17 protein-coding genes are annotated in these 17,510 nt (G+C 36.4%); 8 read left to right on the top strand and 9 right to left on the bottom strand.

All coding sequences use genetic code 11. The features are described from left to right. Positions 1 to 40: 40 nt before the first annotated feature. Positions 41 to 2,644 carry an alanine--tRNA ligase gene (gene alaS, locus AC27VX_RS08180; RefSeq protein ID WP_488694966.1) on the bottom strand — a complete coding sequence of 868 codons (2,604 nt, stop codon included), beginning with the start codon at positions 2,642 to 2,644 and terminating at the stop codon, positions 41 to 43. 367 nt (positions 2,645 to 3,011) lie between these two features. Here alaS and AC27VX_RS08175 point away from each other — a divergent pair, with 367 nt between their 5' ends. The 4 genes from AC27VX_RS08175 to msrB all read left to right on the top strand — a co-directional run bounded on the left by AC27VX_RS08175 (position 3,012) and on the right by msrB (position 5,485). Next, the gene (locus AC27VX_RS08175; protein WP_488694964.1) at positions 3,012 to 3,563 is read left to right on the top strand and encodes a sigma-70 family RNA polymerase sigma factor; all 552 of its coding nucleotides are present in this window, start codon (positions 3,012 to 3,014) and stop codon (positions 3,561 to 3,563) included. 8 nt (positions 3,564 to 3,571) lie between these two features. Then, entirely contained in the window at positions 3,572 to 3,841 is a 270-nt protein-coding gene (locus AC27VX_RS08170; protein WP_488694962.1) for a hypothetical protein, read from the top strand. Between the two features lie 79 nt (positions 3,842 to 3,920). Further along, the gene (locus AC27VX_RS08165) at positions 3,921 to 4,370 is read left to right on the top strand and encodes a DUF417 family protein (RefSeq protein ID WP_236858058.1); all 450 of its coding nucleotides are present in this window, start codon (positions 3,921 to 3,923) and stop codon (positions 4,368 to 4,370) included. A gap of 17 nt (positions 4,371 to 4,387) precedes the next feature. Then, positions 4,388 to 5,485 carry a peptide-methionine (R)-S-oxide reductase MsrB gene (gene msrB, locus AC27VX_RS08160; protein WP_236858059.1) on the top strand — a complete coding sequence of 366 codons (1,098 nt, stop codon included), beginning with the start codon at positions 4,388 to 4,390 and terminating at the stop codon, positions 5,483 to 5,485. 52 nt (positions 5,486 to 5,537) lie between these two features. On the opposite strand, the gene AC27VX_RS08155 is transcribed toward msrB, so the two are convergent. From AC27VX_RS08155 to AC27VX_RS08145, 3 genes are all read right to left on the bottom strand, one after another. Continuing rightward, positions 5,538 to 6,179 carry a hypothetical protein gene (locus tag AC27VX_RS08155; RefSeq protein ID WP_488694959.1) on the bottom strand — a complete coding sequence of 214 codons (642 nt, stop codon included), beginning with the start codon at positions 6,177 to 6,179 and terminating at the stop codon, positions 5,538 to 5,540. A gap of 99 nt (positions 6,180 to 6,278) precedes the next feature. Further along, positions 6,279 to 7,124: an ABC transporter permease gene (locus AC27VX_RS08150; RefSeq protein WP_236858061.1), complete on the bottom strand. Its 846-nt coding sequence runs from the start codon at positions 7,122 to 7,124 to the stop codon at positions 6,279 to 6,281. Between the two features lie 2 nt (positions 7,125 to 7,126). Next, positions 7,127 to 8,029, bottom strand: a complete 903-nt coding sequence (locus tag AC27VX_RS08145; protein WP_236858062.1) for an ABC transporter ATP-binding protein — start codon at positions 8,027 to 8,029, stop codon at positions 7,127 to 7,129. Positions 8,030 to 8,146: 117 nt separating this feature from the next. On the opposite strand from AC27VX_RS08145, the gene AC27VX_RS08140 reads away from it, so the two are divergent. The 3 genes from AC27VX_RS08140 to AC27VX_RS08130 all read left to right on the top strand — a co-directional run bounded on the left by AC27VX_RS08140 (position 8,147) and on the right by AC27VX_RS08130 (position 11,567). Beyond that, positions 8,147 to 9,505 (top strand): AAA family ATPase, encoded by a 1,359-nt coding sequence (locus tag AC27VX_RS08140; RefSeq protein ID WP_236858063.1) that lies wholly within the window; start codon positions 8,147 to 8,149, stop codon positions 9,503 to 9,505. Between the two features lie 168 nt (positions 9,506 to 9,673). Continuing rightward, entirely contained in the window at positions 9,674 to 10,786 is a 1,113-nt protein-coding gene (gene prfB / locus AC27VX_RS08135; protein ID WP_236858064.1) for a peptide chain release factor 2, read from the top strand. Positions 10,787 to 10,871: 85 nt separating this feature from the next. Then, positions 10,872 to 11,567, top strand: coding sequence for a DedA family protein (locus AC27VX_RS08130; protein ID WP_152291316.1), 696 nt, complete (start codon positions 10,872 to 10,874; stop codon positions 11,565 to 11,567). A 125-nt stretch (positions 11,568 to 11,692) separates the two neighbouring features. On the opposite strand, the gene AC27VX_RS08125 is transcribed toward AC27VX_RS08130, so the two are convergent. Beyond that, on the bottom strand, positions 11,693 to 12,562 hold the full coding sequence (locus tag AC27VX_RS08125; RefSeq protein WP_488694955.1) for an alpha/beta hydrolase: 870 nt from the start codon (positions 12,560 to 12,562) through the stop codon (positions 11,693 to 11,695). Between the two features lie 132 nt (positions 12,563 to 12,694). Between AC27VX_RS08125 and AC27VX_RS08120 the strand changes: the two genes are divergently transcribed. Continuing rightward, the gene (locus tag AC27VX_RS08120) at positions 12,695 to 13,573 is read left to right on the top strand and encodes a DUF808 domain-containing protein (RefSeq protein WP_236858066.1); all 879 of its coding nucleotides are present in this window, start codon (positions 12,695 to 12,697) and stop codon (positions 13,571 to 13,573) included. A gap of 63 nt (positions 13,574 to 13,636) precedes the next feature. Here the strand turns inward: AC27VX_RS08120 and AC27VX_RS08115 are convergent, their stop codons facing one another. The 4 genes from AC27VX_RS08115 to AC27VX_RS08100 form a co-directional block, all read right to left on the bottom strand. Beyond that, positions 13,637 to 13,861 (bottom strand): hypothetical protein, encoded by a 225-nt coding sequence (locus tag AC27VX_RS08115; protein WP_488694953.1) that lies wholly within the window; start codon positions 13,859 to 13,861, stop codon positions 13,637 to 13,639. A 313-nt stretch (positions 13,862 to 14,174) separates the two neighbouring features. Further along, complete coding sequence (dnaJ, locus tag AC27VX_RS08110; RefSeq protein WP_488694951.1) at positions 14,175 to 15,290, bottom strand: molecular chaperone DnaJ; 1,116 nt, start codon at positions 15,288 to 15,290, stop codon at positions 14,175 to 14,177. Positions 15,291 to 15,399: 109 nt separating this feature from the next. After that, entirely contained in the window at positions 15,400 to 15,936 is a 537-nt protein-coding gene (locus tag AC27VX_RS08105; RefSeq protein WP_410681015.1) for a nucleotide exchange factor GrpE, read from the bottom strand. Between the two features lie 229 nt (positions 15,937 to 16,165). Next, on the bottom strand, positions 16,166 to 17,500 hold the full coding sequence (locus AC27VX_RS08100; protein ID WP_488694949.1) for an Nramp family divalent metal transporter: 1,335 nt from the start codon (positions 17,498 to 17,500) through the stop codon (positions 16,166 to 16,168). Positions 17,501 to 17,510 lie beyond the last annotated feature (10 nt).

Genomic DNA, 17,510 nt, shown 5'->3' with positions numbered 1-17,510 from the left:
TTCAGGAGTTTTCAATATTTTAAAAGAATTTTTTCTATTCTTAAAGTACTAAAGCTTTTTGATAAGCATTTTCCAATCCATCAAGGTTTTTACCCCCTGCCGTTGCAAAGCCGGGATTTCCTCCGCCTCCGCCTTGGATTTCTTTTGCAAGATCTTTTACGATAGCTCCAGCCTGATAATCCTTTGCAAGATCATCAGAAACACCTACAGTAATCATAGGTTTTCCGTCCGCATCAGATAGGATTATGGTTACTGAAGCAGGGATTTCTCTTTTTAACTGGAATACGATATCTTTTACAGAACCTGCATCCAGAGAAGTTTTCTTTACCAGAAGCTGCTTATTGCCTTTCTGCTCATAAGCATTCTTCCATTCTCCGATTTCTCCTTTAGCTTTTTCTTTTTTAAGAGCATCCACTTCTGATCTTAATGAAGCATTCTCATCAATCAGTTTTTCTATAGATCTTACAACATCTTTAGATTTCAGCAATTGAGAAAGTTCAGAAATCTGCTTCTCAAGGTTTTTGAAATACTCTTCAGATTGATCACCTGAAATCGCTTCAATTCTTCTGATTCCTGCAGCAGCAGAACTTTCGGAAGTAATTTTGAAATGACCGATTTCGCTGGTGTTTTTTACGTGAGTTCCCCCGCAAAGTTCTTTTGAACTTCCGAACTGGATCATTCTCACACTGTCACCGTATTTTTCACCAAATAAAGCCATCGCTCCTTTATCCAGAGCTTCCTGGATAGGAATATTTCTGAATTCCTGTAAAGCAATACTTTCTTTGATCTTATGATTTACTTTTTCTTCAATTAAAGCCAGTTCCTCCTCCGTCATTTTATTAAAGTGAGAGAAGTCGAAACGAAGATAATCAGGACCTACATAAGAACCTTTCTGTTCTACGTGAGTTCCTAAAACATCCCTTAGTGCTTCATGCAGAAGGTGAGTTACAGAGTGGTTGGCCTGAGAGTTCTTTCTTTCTGCAGCATTTACTTTAGCATTGAAAACCGCTTCCGGATTTTTTGGAAGACCGCTGATTAATGAAATAATCAATCCGTTTTCTTTCTTAGTCTCCAGTACTTCAACGCTTTCAGAAGCATTTTCCAATACTCCGTGATCTCCAACCTGTCCACCTCCTTCAGGGTAGAACGGAGAGCTGCTTAATACCACCTGATAAAATTCGCCGTCTTTGTTTTCTACCTTTCTGTATCTTGTAATATACGTTTCAGATTCTGTCTGGTCGTATCCTACAAATGTTTCAGGTTTATCTTCAAGATTTACCCAGTCATAGACTTTCTGAGCAGAATCTTGCTGAGAACGCTTTCTTTGCTTTTCTCTTTCAGCTTTAAATCCTTCCTCATCAATCGTTAACCCTTTTTCTTCTGCAATAATTCTTGTCAAATCATCCGGGAAACCATAAGTATCATACAACTCGAATACTTCAGGAGTGGGTAAGACTTTCTGATTATCTGCAATAGTCTGCTGAATTAATTTTTCAACTCTGATCAGACCCGTTTCAATAGTTTTAAGGAAAGATTCTTCTTCACTTTTAATTACCTCAGTCACCAAAGTTCCCTGTTTTTTCAGTTCCGGGAAGAATTCACCCATTTGTTCCTGAAGAACAGCAACTAATTTATAAAGGAAAGGTTCCTGCATTCCTAAGAATCTGTAAGCATAGGAAATTCCTCTTCTTAAAATTCTTCTGATCACATAACCTGCACCTCCGCTTGAAGGAAGCTGCCCGTCTGCAATAGCAAAAGAAACCGCTCTGATGTGGTCTACCACTACACGGATAGCAATATCCTTTTCATCTTCTAAGATTCCTGTGTATTTCTTACCGGAAAGTTCTTCCACCTTAGCAATCAATGGAGTGAAAACATCCGTGTCATAGTTGGATGATTTTCCTTGAAGTGCCATGCAAAGACGCTCAAAGCCCATTCCTGTGTCCACGTGCTGAGCAGGAAGTTTTTCTAATGATTTATCTGCTTTTCTGTTGAATTCCATGAAAACCAGATTCCATACTTCCACCACTTGAGGATGGTCATTATTAACCAGTTCAAGCCCTGAAACTTTAGCTTTTTCTTCTGGCGTTCTCAAGTCAATATGGATTTCTGAACACGGCCCGCATGGTCCGCTTTCACCCATTTCCCAGAAGTTATCTTTCTTATTTCCGTTGATGATTCTGTCCTCAGAAATATGAGATTTCCAGAAATCGTAAGCATCCTGGTCTCTGTCCAGGTTTTCAGAAGCATCACCTTCAAAAATCGTTACATATAAATTGTCTTTTGGAATTCCGTATACTTCAGTAAGTAATTCCCAGGCAAAAGCAATAGCCTCTTTTTTGAAGTAATCCCCGAAAGACCAGTTTCCTAGCATTTCAAACATAGTGTGGTGGTAAGTATCTCTACCCACATCATCCAAATCATTATGCTTCCCTGAAACCCTGAGACACTTTTGTGTATCGGCAATTCTAGGGGCGGTAGGAGTTTTGTAGCCCAGGAAAAAATCCTTGAACTGCGTCATTCCTGAGTTGGAAAACATAAGGGTAGGATCATCTTTCAGCACAATAGGAGCTGAAGGAACGATAAGGTGCTCCTTACTTTTAAAATAATCTAAAAATTTTTGACGTATCTCTTGTGATGTCATAGTATTGCTTTTGCTTTTTTTAATATCAAATTTTGATAAGATGCAAATTTAAGATTTTTAGGTGATTTAATGTCTAATATTTGACATTTTCAAGGTTGATTCGCCAAATATTACCTATAATAGTTTTTCTAGCAATGAATATATTCGCATTGTTTTTTAAAAAAACATAATGACGCAAAGTTTTTTGAATCATTTCTTTACGCTTTAAAAACATTCTTATTATCTGAAATTTTTTATGCCTTTGCCTATTCCAATAGCAAAATCTGCTATAATGTTAAAAACCATTAGTACCCCGAATGTTTTTTGTTCATCTCCATTTAACTTATTATCTTCGTTATGATCTGAATAAGATAAAATCAGTCGCCCGATGATGAAAAATGAGACGCTGAAAAGCTGGATAGAGCTATATTCAGGACCACTTTTAAAGAAAGCACTGTATGTACTTTCTAATAAAGATGATGCACAGGATGTTGTTCAGGACGTTTTTCTTGCTGCCTATTCTGCCTATGATTCTTTTGAAGGAAAAAGCCAGCCTTTAACATGGCTGATGGCTATTCTCAACAGAAAAGTTGCTGATTTTTACAGGAAAAAATATAAATCTGAAACCAACATCAGACTCGATCATTTTTTTGATGAAACAGGATCATGGAAGAGTAATGATGTTCTGAAGGACTGGAATGTATCAGGAACAGAAACTGAACTTTTGGACAATCATGATTTTAACAAAACATTGGAAGAATGTATTGAAGAATTGCCTGCCAGATGGAAAATCCTGTTAAAAATGTATTACATCGAAGAAAAAAAAGCACCGGAAGTAAGTCAGGAATTGAATGTTTCAACGACTAACCTTTGGAAGATTCTTCAAAGAAGCCGGATGCAGCTGAGAGAATGCCTGGAGTTCAACTGGTTTTCAAGATGATAAGTGAAATGATAAAAAAGATTCTACATATATTATTTTTACCCTGCAGTGAGGCAACTCTGCTGATGGAAAAACGTAATGCCCAATCCATTTCTGCCAAAGAAAACCGGATGCTGAGCCTGCACCTGATGATCTGCAAATGGTGCAAGATGTACAATGAAAAATTGAAAGTACTGGATAAGATTTTTGAAAAGACATTTTCTGAAAAGAAAACTGAAATAAATGAGTCTGAAATTCAGGATTTTAAAAATAAAATGATTGATAAATTAAATTTTTAAGAAAATTTTGTCAGGATTTTGAAATTGCCCCGACTATACTTTTGAAAACAACAAAGTATTCATTCAAAATCTTTAAAATATGGTCGGATCAACAAACGCGTTCAGCAAAAATCAATTACTATCCAGGTCAGGATATTATATCTCGCTTTTCGGAGCAGCTCTTATATTACTCTGGATAGGGATTTTCAAATTTACACCTACTGAGGCAGCATCTATAAAACCTCTGGTAGAAAACCATTTTCTCACGTTTTTCGTATATAAAGTACTCAGTGGTCAGACAGTGTCAAACCTTATCGGAACGATAGAAATTATCATTGCCTTATTACTGATATTTAGTGCGAAATTTGCTGTACTAAAGAAGTATGCAGGAATAGGAATGATAGTTACTTTTCTGGTGACACTAAGCTATCTGTTTACCACCCCGGGAATATGGAAGGTAGTAGATGGAGTTCCTGTAACGGACTTTTTTATCTTAAAAGATCTGATGCTTTTAGGATTTGGATTAATGATTGTTCAAGATAATAAATAATGAATAAAAAGCTAAATATGAAAAATATATTAATTGTACTCGGAATCATTCTGGGTATAGCAGCCTTTGCTGCAGGGTCGGGGCTTTTCAAGCAAAACAAGCCAGGGCAAGTTGAAGTGAAAAAGGAAAAAGAGGAAATTATGGATAATAAAAACGTTAAAGAAATTTATTTTGCAGGTGGATGTTTTTGGGGAACAGAGCATTTCTTTCAACAGATTCGCGGAGTAGTAGGAACAGAGGTAGGATATGCCAACGGAAATACTCAAAACCCAACTTATGAAGAAGTGGTAAGCCATACGACAGGCTTTGCAGAAACAGTAAAAGTGAAATATGATCCTGAACAGGTTGATTTGAAACTGCTGATTGATCTGTATTTTAAAACTATCGATCCTACCAGCAAAGATCAGCAGGGAAATGACAGAGGAAATCAATACAGAACAGGAATTTATTATACCGATAAAACAGCTGAAAGCGTTGTGAAAGATGAAGTTCAGAAGTTAGCAAAAAGCTATAGTAAACCAGTGGTGGTCGAAACTATTCCATTGAAAAATTTCTATAGAGCAGAAGATTATCATCAGGATTATCTGGATAAAAATCCGGGAGGGTATTGCCATATTGAACCGGGACTTTTTGAAATGGCCAAAAAGGCTAATCCACTTCCTAAGCCGGCTTATCATAAACAGGATAAGAAGGTTCTAAAAGAGAAACTGACGGCGGAACAATATAACGTTACTCAGGAAAACGGTACGGAAAGAGCTTTTCAAAATGAATACTGGAATGAAACCCGTGAAGGAATCTATGTAGATATCACAACGGGTGAACCTTTATTTGTTTCCACAGATAAGTTCGAATCCGGTTGCGGGTGGCCAAGCTTTTCAAAACCGATTACGAAAAGTTTGATTGACGAAAAACTGGACCGTACGCATGGAATGGATAGAGTAGAGGTAAGAAGTAAAACCGGAGATGCCCATTTAGGCCATGTCTTTACGGATGGTCCTGCAGATAAAGGAGGTCTTCGTTACTGTATCAACAGTGCTTCCCTGAAATTTATTCCAAAAGCAGAGATGGAGAACAAAGGATACGGAAAATATCTTCCGTTGTTAGATAAAAAGTAATTTGAAAGGAAGGCTGCCATTTGGCAGCCTTTTATTTTGGACAGGTAAAATATCACATTTGAAATCTTTCTTTAATGCTTAGCATGGAGATATTCAGAAATATCAGAAATCCGAAAATAATATAACACGCCTCTGTTGGAAAAGAAGTGAAAGCATTGAAGATTTTTCCATAAATAGGCGATTCAAAAGTGTCAACACTTGATGCTGTCAAATCTATTGTATCATTACAAAGTAAGCATTCATATTCGGGTTGTTCAGCATTAGGATCCTTATAGCTGTAAACAGCAAATATGTTCCCTGTTTTATCCATATCAATGGCATATTCCTCCTGTCGGGCTATATGCAGATCATTCAAAATAGATACAAAATCACCATATGTATTATGCTGTCCTAAGATAAACTCAATGCCAGATTCCTTTACGTTTCTTTTCTGAAGGTTTTTTAGTTCAGAAACGTATGACTTTGAGTCCTGATCAGCCCTACCCGGAGCTACTTTTATTTTCTTGTAATTCCAGTTTCTTATTGATTCAAAGGTATAATCATAATTTTTCTTATTCTTGTCTAACTTTATCGGAAGTCCGATATCTATAACAGAGATATTAATTTGTTCAAACTTCTGATTTCCATAATACCAGAATAAAATAGGAATAAGAACAGCGCTGATCAGTCCCGGAACGTAGTATATTTTTTTCACGGTTAGTGTTTTTACTTCAACTGAATGAAAATATTAAGCCAAAAAAGTGATCCGAAATGAACCACTTTTTAAGAATTATCTTTATTATTTGAGAATAGCTTACCAATCACGTTTTCTCAAAATCCAGTAAGATCCGAAGATAAAAACAGCACACCATACCAAACAGGCAATTAAACTTTCTGTAGGGTAGTGGAATTCATATTTTACACCCATCATTTTTACCATATTTAATCTCATCATAGGATTAGGAATAAGGCTTGACATACTTTCTAAAGGCAGAAGATGGGTCACAAAAAAATCGTTTTGCAGTATCTCATTTCTTTGCGGACCCTGCATTCCACTTACTTTTGTGTATACTTCAACGGCTGTCAATATTCCCTCACCAATCCAGAAAACGAAAAGAGCAAGAAATACAAAAACAGATTTTCTGAGTAAAATAGAAAGGAACATTAAGAAACAGAAGAACGTAAACAGCTTTACAAAGTAATTTCCAATAAAGAAAATCTCTCCAAAAACCTTTGCAGATTCTTTGGTGTTCGAATATTTGTATCCTAGAAACATTGTAAGAGCAAATACAATGAGGGTAGAAACAATGGTGAAAATCCCGATTGTCAACAATTTTGAAGTGATGAATTCTTTTCTGCTCAATCCGTCAATGGTATTCTGCTTAAACATCCGGTTGCTGAATTCCTGTGAAATTGAAAAAACAATGATCAACCCTAAGAAAATTTTCAATAAAGCAACAATCCATGTGGTGAAATTCCATATTTCAGGAAAATTATAAATCCCCTGTTCTTTTAAATTAATGGTTCCTCCAAAAAGATCAAAATCCACCAGCCCAATAAAAAGCAATGCAATAAGAATGGCAAAATAGAGTATTGTGAAAACCTTGAATGGTTTGTAATTCAGGTTTTTATAGTATTCTAATTTTAATAGTTTTATCATGATTAATTGGTGTTTTTTACAAGTTCAAGGAATTGAGATTCAAGAGACATTTTTTTCTTTGTTAAATGAGATAGAAAAATCCCTTTTTCTGCTAGTTTTTGATTCAAGGCTGAAGCTGAAATCGATGCATCATCACGTATCTGGGCTTTTATCAGATCTCCTGTCTGGTTGATGGATGTAAACCATTGAAGTTCATTCAAGGTGCTTAAAAGCAATGCATTGTTATCTGCTTTTAATTCAAAATATCCATTATTCGCGGTCATTTCGTCCACTCTTCCACAATAAATGGAGTTTCCTTCTTTTAATACAATAACATGGCTGCATATTTTCTCAATTTCATCAAGAAGGTGGCTTGCAATGATAATCGTAATCCCTTGTTTAGCAATATTGTTGATGATGTCACGGATCTGGATAATTCCTTCAGGATCCAGCCCGTTTGTAGGTTCATCTAAAATTAAGACTTCAGGATTGTTCAACAGGGCAGAAGCAATAGCAAGTCGCTGTTTCATCCCCAGAGAATAAGTTTTGAAGGTATCTTTTCTTCTTTCATACAGATTAACGACTTTCAGCACTTCTTCAATCCTGGAATAAGAAACACTTTTAATTTCAGCAACGATTTTAAGGTTGGTTTCAGCACTTAAATAAGGATAGAAGTTGGGCTGTTCAATAATTGCTCCGATTCTTTTTAACGTTTCAGGATCTGTTCCTTTTTTGCCAAACCAAAACCAATCTCCACTGGTAGGATTGATCGTGGAAAGAAGCATCCCGAAGGTTGTGGATTTTCCGCTGCCATTGGGACCCAGAAGTCCGTAGACATTCCCTTTTTCTACGTCAAAAGAAATATTATTGACAACCACTCTTTTGAATTTTTTTGTCAGATTCTTTACTGATAAAATTTTTTCCATGTAATTTGTTTTACATAGTAGTAGTCTATGTAAATTAGAAAATGTTACAATAATTATCATAAATCAATTTACATTTAATGATAAATACATTAAATTTGATTGAATTAATCAACAGTTATGAAGTTAATTGAACTGGCAGAAGAATTGAAAGTTTCTGCAGAAGCCATTAAACAGTTTATACAAGATTTTGATCTTGAATTGGTAGACTGTATGAGTACAAACTTTGATGTAAAAGAGGATTTTGAAAAATTTGCCCGTGAAAATGTAGATTTTTTGAGACTGTATGAAAAGGACCTGGACAAAAATAAAACACTGGAGCAGATTGCTGAAGTCATTAATCAGCCTAAAGATAAAGTTGAAAAAGCAATTAAAGATAACAACCTCAATATTTTTGATAATGGCTTCTTTAAGTCTTCGATTTCGAGCTATGGGATCGATAACAAACTGGGCGGAAACTATAAATTTGTCTATGACTATTTTGGCCATCAGACCAGTTTGCAAAAGAGAGATTTTATAGGATACAGAGACTTGTTCTTTTATACCTCCACCCTACTGGAACCTTTTCTGAATCCTCAGCAGATTAAAGATTGGGGAATCAATAAGCCTGCGGGAATTATCCTTTATGGTCCACCGGGAAGCGGGAAAATTTTTTGGGCAAACAAAATTGCCGAGATTATCGGATATCAGTTTAAAGAAGTCAAAAAACATTATCTGGGAACATCTTGGGTTGATGGTAATGAGATTAATTTCAGTGATTTCCTGTTAACCATGATGAAGGAAAACAAAGTACTGCTTTTCCTTGATGATTTTGATGAAATTATGATGCAGAGAAGATCTGATAACGATATTACGTCATGTAATCTCGAAGCTCAGGAGCTTATTCTTCATTATATCGGGAAATTTGAAAAAGAGGGAGTACTCATGGTAGGTTCTGCCAATTCCGTTTCGGAAATTGATGAAGAAATTTTGGCTCCGGGGAGATTTGATGTGCTGATTCCTATATTTCCTCCCAATGCCGGAGAGCGTTCAGAAATTATTTTATATGCCATGACAAAAGGCCTTGAAGAAGATTCTCTGCTTTATAAAATACTAAAGAACAATAAAGCTGACAAAGTTCCTTTCTGGCATGACATCGCTTCTAAAATGAAAGCCTTCAGCAATACCATGCTGATCGACTTCACCCAAAGTCTGAAAAAACGGATTAAAAATCTTTACCAGAGAACAAAAAATGAAAAGCTTAAAATAGATCAGAACCTTCTGAATGCTGCTTTAAGAGATGCCGGAGGAAAACTTACTGAAGAATACCTTGATCAGGTGGCCAGGTTCTTGGCGGATGTTATTATTAATAATTTTGATGAATTCCGCCTTAGAATACAGGCCCTGAAAAACGAACTGGATACTTATAAAGCTGTAGAAGAACCAACAAGAGAAATTGGTTTTCATCATAATGATGCGAAAGAAGAAGGGAAGAGTTGATAATTAAAAATAAAAAATTGACAGTTAAAAATTGAAAATGATGAGGTTAAGTTTAGAGAAATTGTTTTTTTGAATTTTATTACTCAGCTTTTAACTTTCAATTTTCCGCTTTCTATTTTCTGCTTTCCACTCTAAAAGAAATCCTTATTTTTGTAAAAAGAAAAATTCGTGATCAACAACGACCAGATAAAAGATGTTCAATCCAGAATTGAAGATTTACACAGATATCTTCAGATTGAAAAAAAGAAGATTGAAATAGCCAATGATGATGAAAAAACGGCAGCTCCTGAGTTTTGGGATAACCCTAAAATTGCTGAAGCTTTCCTAAAACAGCTTCGTTCCAAGAAAAAATGGGTAGAAGGATACGATGAGATTCAGACACAGTTTGAAGATCTGCAGGTGTTGGCTGACTTTGCTAAAGAAGATCCGGATTCTGAAAAAGAACTGGATGAAACCTTCCCCCAGTTATTAGAAAAAATTGAAGATCTTGAATTCAAGAATATGCTTTCCAATGAAGGAGATGAGCTTTCTGCTGTTCTTCAGATTACTGCCGGAGCTGGTGGTACAGAGAGCTGTGATTGGGCCTCCATGCTGATGAGAATGTATACAATGTGGTCAGAAAAGCAGGGCTATAAGATCCGTGAGCTTAACTTTCAGGAAGGTGATGTAGCCGGAGTAAAAACAGTTACCCTTGAAATTGAAGGTGAATATGCCTTTGGTTATCTGAAAGGAGAGAATGGTGTACATCGTTTGGTAAGAATTTCCCCTTTTGACAGTAATGCAAAACGACATACCAGTTTTGTGTCCGTATACGTATACCCATTGGTAGATGATACTATTGAAATTAATATCAACCCTGCCGATATATCATTTGAAACCATGAGATCTTCCGGAGCCGGAGGTCAGAACGTAAATAAGGTGGAAACTGCTGTACGTCTTCGACACGCGCCAACAGGAATTATCATTGAAAATTCAGAATCACGTTCTCAGCTTCAGAATAAAGAAAAAGCAATGCAGCTCCTTCGTTCAAGACTATATGAAATGGAATTGGAAGAGCGTATGAAGGCCAGAACTGAAATTGAAGCCAACAAAATGAAAATCGAGTGGGGAAGTCAGATCAGAAACTACGTAATGCATCCATACAAATTGGTAAAAGATGTACGCTCAGGTCATGAAACATCAGATGTGGATGCTGTAATGAACGGGAATATTACCCCTTTCCTGAAAGCTTTCCTGATGGCCGATGGGACGGCAGTTTCGGATGATGACCTGGATCTATAAAATATCATAGGATTTTTAGTTAAAATCTTATAATTAATTTTTGTTTCAGGTATTTTAGACTTATTTTTGTTGTTCATCGATATATATGGAAGATTTCAATAGTTGGAAGGATTTATTAAACCCTGAGTTTTATATTAAAATGGGAGGGTTTTGGCTTATATTATTTATTGTCTTTGCTGAAACGGGCCTTTTTGTAGGTTTCTTTCTTCCCGGAGACTCACTCCTGTTTGTTTCAGGAATTTATGCCGTTGAAATCATCAAAGAGACTTTTGGTTCTACAGGAAGTGATTTTCTGGATACCACTATCCTTGCATCAGGTGTAGCGCTTGCTGCTATTATCGGAAATGAAGTAGGGTATTATTTTGGAAGAAAAGCAGGACCAGCTTTGTATAAAAGACCAGATTCAATGCTTTTCAAGAAAAAATACCTTTATCAGGCTCATGATTTCTTTGAAAAACATGGGGCTTTAGCCATCATTATGGCAAGATTCTTACCCGTTGTAAGAACCTTTACTCCAATTGTTGCAGGAATTGTAAAAATGGATAAGAAAGAGTTTTTAAGAGATAATGTTATCGGAGCTGTTTTATGGTCATTTATTTTGATCTTTGCAGGACATTACCTTGATAAATTATTCATGGAGCAGTTTGGAATCAATCTGAAAGAAAAACTGGAGTACATCATTATTGTGATTGTGTTGGTAACAACGCTTCCGGTAATCTTCAAATTTGTTTTCGGAAAAAAAGAGGATTTCTCTAAATACGAAGATAAAGACCTGGAATAAAAAGTAATTACACCAAAAATATAGAGGCTGTTTCAATAGTGAGACAGCCTTTTTTGTTCTAATTGAGAGTAATAATAAAAAATGCTCTTTAGTGGCTAAAGACCAGGAGTATGTTTGAACAGGTTTTATTTTTTTATCCAATCCAGAATGTTGGGATAAATAATACTGTCTCTTTTTCTTTTACTGAAAAATCTTGGAGCATGCCCGGTTCTCTTCATAAAGATAAGCTTGTGGGGAACATTCAGACGGGTAAGTGCTGAGTCCATTGCTAAACCCTGATGCTGGTTCACCAGAATATCATTGGTTCCCTGAAATAACAGCGTGGGAACATTCGTAATATTGGCAGTAGGGCTTGCTTCTTTAAAGGCTTCAGATATGTTTTTCCGGTCAAATTTGCTTCCTACTACTTTTTGGACTGTGGGGGAAGTATATCTTGAGTAAAAAGAATCAAGATATTCAGGACTGTAAAAATCTGTAGGGGCACTTAGAGAAATGATCTTTTTGATCTGCTCCGGATGCTGGTAGCCATAGAGCAGAGCAAGATGTCCACCGGCACTTTCTCCCAGAATAATATAGTTGTTGGGGTGAAGCTCAGCTTTCTCAGCCAAAGAATTGAATTTATCAATCACCAAACCGATATCCTCAAGCTGCTTTTTGTACGTGATTTCCTTGCGGGCAGAAACCAGACGGTAATTCATATTAATGCTGGGAATCTTATTATCAAAGAGCATTTTCTGAATCTGAATCATATGTTCTTTATTTCCCAGAGTCCACGCCCCACCATGCACGATAAGAACAACCGGAGAATCCTCGGGATAGTCTTTGGGAAGAAAAACATCCATTCTCTGCTTTTTATGCTCTCCGTATTTTAAGTTATAGATTTTCTGCTGGCCTCCGGGACCTACCCAAACCCGGAATTTCGTATTGCATGACTGCAAAAGGAAGGATATAGATCCCATAATGAAAAAATGATACCTGAGAATGAGCTTTTTCATAGATCAAATGTAGTGAAAATAACAAATTCTTTGATTTTAGGGAAGTAAAATTATTATGGTACAAACTATTAAAAAACAGAATTAAATATTTATTTTTGCTGAACTTAACAAAGATTAAAAAAACATTAAAATATGGCATCAGGCTTTTTTGCGATTTTAGATGATATTGCAGCATTGATGGATGATGTAGCGGTTACGAGTAAAATAGCTACACAAAAAACAGCAGGTATTTTGGGCGATGATCTGGCTGTAAATGCCGAAAAAGCCACAGGATTTGTTTCTTCAAGGGAGCTTCCTGTTTTATGGGCGATTACAAAAGGCTCATTTATCAATAAACTTATTATTCTTCCTATAGCTTTTCTTCTCAACTGGCTGTATAAACCGGCTATTGAGATTATTCTTATTCTGGGAGGTTTATATCTTGCTTTTGAAGGAGTAGAAAAAATTATAGAATACTTATTTCACCGCTCCAAAAAAGAAGAGGCAGCTGTAGAAGAGAAAGTAGAAGAAAACTCAGAAGCCGCTGAAAAAGCAAAAATAAATTCAGCCATCAGAACAGATTTTATTCTTTCTATTGAAATTGTTATTATCGCTTTGGGAACTGTTATTCAACAGGAGCATCCGCTCATTACACAGATTCTTACTGTGACGTTTGTTTCATTTTTAGCAACTGTAGGGGTTTACGGAATCGTTGCTCTTATTGTAAGAATGGACGATGCTGGTTTTTCATTGATTAAAAAGAGCCACGATAAAGGATTCTTTTCAAAACTTGGTCATTTATTGGTAAAGGCATTGCCGGTAATCATCAAACTTTTAGGAATTGTAGGAACTATTGCCTTGATTCTTGTTTCAGGCGGTATTTTTGATCATAATATTCATTATCTGCATGAGATGTTTCCAACGTGGCCGGAGATGCTCAAACAACTTACCTTCGGGCTTGTCGGAGGTTTGGCAGCTGTAGCTGTATTTACCATTGGTAAAGCAGTGTATTCGCTGGCTGCAAAAAAATAAAATAGAATTAGATTTAAATAACCGAAAATCCTGCATTCGTGAGAGTGCAGGATTTTTATATGACTAATATTTACCACAGAAATATTTTACGTTTTGATCAAAGGAATATACTGTTGTAAGATAATTTGCATCTTCATAAGTGAGCCCAATTCTGCTTAAGTATTTTTTCTCTGCTACGTCGTATATTTCATCATGCATTTTAATAAACTCATTTTGCATTTCAGGGAAGGGATACTCTTTCAATACAACAGTATAGCATGAATCATCCATCTCAAATTCCCTTTTCACAAAATTACAGAAGCTTAGCTGTTTTTGATCCAGAACTTTTAAAAGAGAATGAAGCTTCTTTTAATCATTATCATGTTTTATTTGAGGAAGTACCTTCTCACGAAATTCATCATTAGCTAAACTATATTTTTTAGTTTCAGCTTTAGTTTCTTTAATCATTAAATTTCGTTTTCCATCTGTACAGGAAATAATTGTTATTAAAAAAAGTAAGAAGCAGACTGAGATAAATTTCATGGCTTTGATTTATTTAGATGCTAAATTAAAGCCCGTTAATACAAATAAAAAAAGGATTCCCGTAAGAACCCTTTGTATATTAATTGAATAAATCTTTTACTTTATCAAAAAAAGTTTTTTCCTTTCCGGATGGTTCTGCAACCATTTCTCCGCTGGACATCTGCTTTTCAAAGAAGTCTTTCTGTTCTTTAGTAAGCTTTTGAGGGGTCCATACATTGATGTGAATAAACATATCTCCTTTTCCATAGCTGTCTATGCTTGGAAGTCCTTTTCCGGCAAGTCTTAGGATTTTTCCGGATTGTGTTCCCGGATCAACTGTAATTTTTACTTTTCCACCTACGGTAGGGATTTCTTTTTTAGTTCCTAAAGCAGCTTCTGCAAATGAAACATATAATTCCTGATGAAGATTATCACCTTCTCTCTTAATTGTCTGATCTACGTCCTCTTCTATAATCACCAATAAGTCACCCGGAATTCCTCCAAAAGGAGCGTCGTTCCCCTTTCCTCTTACATTAAGCTGGATACCGTCTCTGGCTCCTGCAGGAATATTGATTGTGATTTCTTCTTCCTCTTTTATAAGGCCCTGAGCATTAGCTCCAGCCGGAATTTTATCAGCTACCTTTCCGATTCCCTGGCAAGTAGAGCAGGTAGTTTGGGTTTGCATTTGACCAAACATAGTGTTCATTACTTTAAGCTGAACACCGGAACCGTTACATGTAGGACACGTTTTTGAAGTGGCACCTTCTGCCATCTTCATTTTTTTTACTTTGATTGTTTTATGAGTTCCGTTGACCATTTCCTCAAGGTTCAGCTTGATTCTGATTCTTAAATTAGAACCTTTTACCTGCTGACGGCCGCCGCCGCCGCCGAATCCTCCGAAACCACCACCGAAAATATCTCCAAACTGGCTGAAAATATCTTCCATGTTCATACCGCCTCCGAAGCCTCCACCTCCGTAACCTCCGTTTCCACTCATTCCGGCATGGCCGAACTGGTCGTATCTGGCACGTTTCTGATCGTCGCTTAATACCTCATAGGCCTCTGCTGCTTCTTTAAACTTTTCTTCAGCCTCTTTATCACCTGGGTTTTTATCCGGGTGAAATTTGATGGCCATCTTACGGTATGCTTTTTTTATTTCGTCGGCTGAGGCAGATTTGCTGATCTCAAGAACCTCGTAATAATCTCTTTTTGACATGACTTTCTATTCTATAATTGATGGGATAAATGATAAAAGATATTTAAAAATTTAGTAATAAAAGTATAGCTGATCATCATTTATCACTCATCATTTATCATTTATAATATTAGTTTCCTGTTACTACTTTTGCAAAACGGATTACTTTATCATTTAAAGTGTAACCTGTTTCGATAACATCTACGATTTTTCCTTTTAAATCTTCCGATGGAGCAGGAATTTGAGTAATAGCCTCATGGAAATCCACGTTGAAAGTGTCTCCGGATCTAACTTCCATTGTTTTTAAACCTTTTTCAGTAAGTTTATTTTTGAATTTCTGATAGATAAGCTCTACCCCCTGAAGGTCAGCCGGATTTCCGTTTTTAGCGATTTCTTTTAATGCTCTTTCAAAATCATCTAAAACTCCTAACATAGAAACCATCATTTCCTGATTAGCGTACTGGAAGAATTCCATCTTCTCCTTAGTCGTTCTTTTTTTATAGTTTTCGAACTCAGCATACAATCTGATGTAACGGTCTTTTTCTTCTGCCAAAAGTTCCTCTGGAGAAGGGGTAGCTGTCACATTGTCCTGAGACGCTGCTTCGTTCTGAACATTGTTTTCCTGTTGATTATTGATGCTTTCTTCGTTAATATCCTGATTTTCCATAATTCAATATTTATTTACAGAAATGTTTCACAAAGAACCTGCCAAATCAGAAATCTGGACATTTAGGCAGAAAAAGACAGCACCTGAAAAAGGGCTTTGAAAGAGAATTATTGAAAATTAAGAATTGAAATAATGAATCCCCCAATTACTATTTATTGACTATAATTCACATTCGCTTTTAATTATTAACTATCAATTATCAATTACTCATTATTAATTTCTCATACTTTTATTCTCCTGTAAACGTCTGATACAAAAGATAGAGGTTTAAAACAATAATGATAATGGAAATACCCCAGACACATATTTTCATAAAAGGCCTGTTCACGAATTCACCCATTTTGGCTTTATCATTGGTAAACATGACCAGTGGAACGACTGCAAAGCTTAGCTGCATAGACAATATGACCTGGCTTAAGACCAATAGCTGAGTTGTTCCCTGCTCACCATACAGAATAGCAACAATTAACGCAGGAATCACTGCTATAAGCCTTGTGATCAATCTTCTTAACCATGGTTTCATTCTGATATTAAGAAAACCTTCCATGACGATCTGTCCTGCGAGAGTACCTGTAAGTGTTGAATTCTGTCCGGAAGCCAATAAGGCAATAGCAAAGGCAATACTTGCCATTGAAGCTCCCAAAATAGGAGTGAGCATTTTGTAGGCATCATGAATATCTGCAACATGTTCGTTACCTGTTGTATGAAAGGTTGCAGCAGCAAGAATAAGGATCGCGGCGTTGATGAAGAAAGCCAGCATCAGTGAAACCGTACTGTCCAGCGTTGCAAACTTGATCGCCTCTTTCTTTCCTTCCGTATCACGGGGATAATCTCTTGTCTGTACAATACTGCTATGAAGATAAAGGTTGTGCGGCATAACGGTTGCTCCTAAAATCCCTATGGCAATATATAACATGGCCGGATTGGTAATGATTTCCTTTTGAGGAACCAAACCTCCCAATATCTCATTGAACGCAGGTTGAGAAATGACTATTTCATAAACGAAGCAGGCTAAAATGATGAAAATAAGCCCGCCTACAATACTTTCAATCCATCGGAAACCTTTTGCCTGAAGTAAAAGGATGATGAGAACATCAACGGTGGTAATGACAATACCCCACGTAAGCGGTATATGGAATAATAAGTTTAGAGCAATGGCAGAGCCAATGACCTCGGCCAGATCACAGGCGGCAATGGCTATTTCACAAAATACCCAGAGAATAAAATTGGTCGTAGGGCTGAAATGATCCCTGCAGGCCTGTGCTAAATCTCGTTCTGCAACAACTCCCAGTTTTACAGATAAATGCTGTAGAACCATTGCAAAAATATTTGAAATAAGAATTACAGAAAGTAAGGTATATCCAAATTGAGCTCCTCCGGCAATATCCGTAGCCCAGTTTCCCGGATCCATATATCCTACAGCAATCATAAGTCCCGGACCTGCAAATGCGAGATATTTCCTCCAAAAACCTGCTTTTCTAGGAACTTTTATAGAAGAATATACTTCTGATAACGAGTGAGATGTTTTATCTTTTCGCCAAGCGCTTTTTAAATTGAAACTCATAAATGTTAGA

This window comes from Chryseobacterium sp. 14P4.3.2 (assembly GCF_057799275.1).
Note: the sequence above shows the minus strand (reverse complement) of the source record. Positions and strands in the feature narration are given on the sequence as shown.